Source organism: Kineococcus vitellinus, assembly GCF_009906315.1.
Taxonomy (GTDB): Bacteria; Actinomycetota; Actinomycetes; order Actinomycetales; family Kineococcaceae; genus Kineococcus; species Kineococcus vitellinus.
In genome coordinates, this window is record NZ_JAAALL010000480.1 from 1 (window position 1) to 1,996 (window position 1,996).

General features: G+C 80.3%; 1 protein-coding gene. It reads right to left on the reverse strand.

All coding sequences use genetic code 11. From position 1 onward, the window contains the following. Positions 1-72 precede the first annotated feature (72 nt). A partial coding sequence (locus GTQ99_RS22640) for an ATP-binding SpoIIE family protein phosphatase (RefSeq protein ID WP_205708062.1) occupies positions 73-1,996 on the reverse strand: 1,924 nt, incomplete at its 5' end.

Here is a 1,996-nt window from a genome sequence, read left to right on the forward strand (position 1 = left end):
GGCGGGACGGGGACCCCGACCGGGCGAGCCGGGCCGGGCCGGGGTCGATCGTAGGTCCCCGCCCGCGCCGCCTCAGGCCCGTTCGAGGCTGAACCAGACCACCTTGCCCGGGTGCCCGCCGTCCGCGTCGTGCCGCACGCCCCAGGCGCTGGCCCCGCCGTCCACCAGGCGCATGCCCCGCCCGTTGAGGGCGGCGTCGTCGTCGGTGAGCACCTGCGGCGGGCGCTCGTTGCCGTCGTGGACCTGCACGAGCAGCCGGTCCCCGGAGCTGGTCACCGTCACCCGCGCGTCGCTGCGGCCGTGGACGACGGCGTTGGTCACCAGCTCGCTCGTCAGCAGCTCGGCCGTCGAGGCGTCGTCCTCGCCCCAGCCGCAGCGCGCGCACACCTCCCGCACGACGGTGCGCGCCTCGCGCGCCGAGCGCGGGTCCGGCGGCAGCACGATCACGCGCGTGGTCGACGGGCCGTCGTCGGCCGTGCCCGCGGGTGCCACCGCGCCACCCGCCTCGCCCACCTCGCCCACCTCGCCCGCCGCACCCGCCTCGCCCGCCGGGACCGCGTCGTCCGCGGGCGCCCGCCCGGCGCCCGCGCCCGCGACGAGCAGCAGCGCCGTGCGGTCGTCCTCGCCGCCCGCCGCCCCGGCCGACAGCAGCTCCTCGCACAGCGCGTCCGGCTCGCCCGGGTCCCCGGCGGCCAGGACGCCGGCGATGCACCCGGTGCCGTCGCCGGTGCCGCTCGCGCGGTCCTCCACGAGCCCGTCGGTGTACAGCAGCAGCGCCGCGCCCACCGGCAGCTCCAGCACGTGCTCCGTGCGCACCGCCGCCGGGTCCACGCCCAGCAGCAGGTCCCCGTCCACCAGCTGCTCGACGCGGCCGTCGACGTGGCGCAGCAGCGGCGCGACGTGCCCCGCGCTCGCCCAGCGCACCCGCAGCCCGCCCGCGCCCCCCGCTGGGCCCGTGCCCACCAGCGCCAGCACCGCGGTCGCCAGCGTGCCCGGCTCCAGCGCGCAGACCACGGCGTCCAGGCGGTCCAGCAACCGGGCCGGGCCGTCCCCGCTGTCCCAGCCGACGCCCCGCAGCAGCGTGCGGACCTGGTTCATCGACGCGGCCGCGACCTCGTCGTGGCCGGTGACGTCGCCGACCGCCACGACGAGGTCGCCCGCGCGGTCGGTGAAGGCGTCGTACCAGTCCCCGCCGAAGCCCGCCCCCTCGGCCGCCGGGGTGCAGCGCACCGCCAGGCGCACCCCGTCCGGCGAGGGCAGGCTGCCCAGGACGCTGCGCTGCAGCTCGCGCGCCACCCGCGCCACCGCCCCCGCCGCGCGGCGGGCGGCGCGCGCCTCCAGCACCCGGTCCAGGGTGGGGGCGCAGTGCGCCGCGAACGCCTCCAGCAGCGCGACCTCCTGCTCGGTGAACGGCCCCGGCCGCGTCCAGCACACCGCGAGGCTGCCGACGACGTGCGGGCCCGCGAACAGCGGCAGCAGCGCCCACCGCTCGCGGCCGCTGAGGTCCACGGCCTCCGCCATCCGCGGGTGCTCCCGCTGCGCGGCGGCGCGGTCCGCCACCAGGACGCGCACCCCCTCGCGCGCGGCCCGGCACGCCGGCAGCGGGCTGTCGTGCGGTTCGTGCTCGTAGCGGGCGCGCAGGTCCGGCCCGAAGCTCGTCGACAGCGCCAGCCGCCAGCCGCCGTCGTCGGCGCGGGTGACCACCCCGCACCCGTCCGCGCCCAGCAGCGGCAGGCCGCGGGCCACCAGCGCCTCGTGCACCTCGTGCACCGTCGTCGCCGCGCTGAGGTCCAGCGCCAGCCGCGCCAGGCCGGCCAGCCGCCGCGCGTCGGCGGGCAGCAGGCCGTCGGCCTCCTCGCCGTTCCCCTCGCCGTCCACCTCGTCGCCGTCCGCCACCGGGACCCCCTCGCCGTGCGAGCGCCGGCGCGCCGCAGCGGCGCCGCCGCTTCGAGTGTGGACCACGTCGGCGGTCCGCGCGGGGCGGGCGGGGCGGACG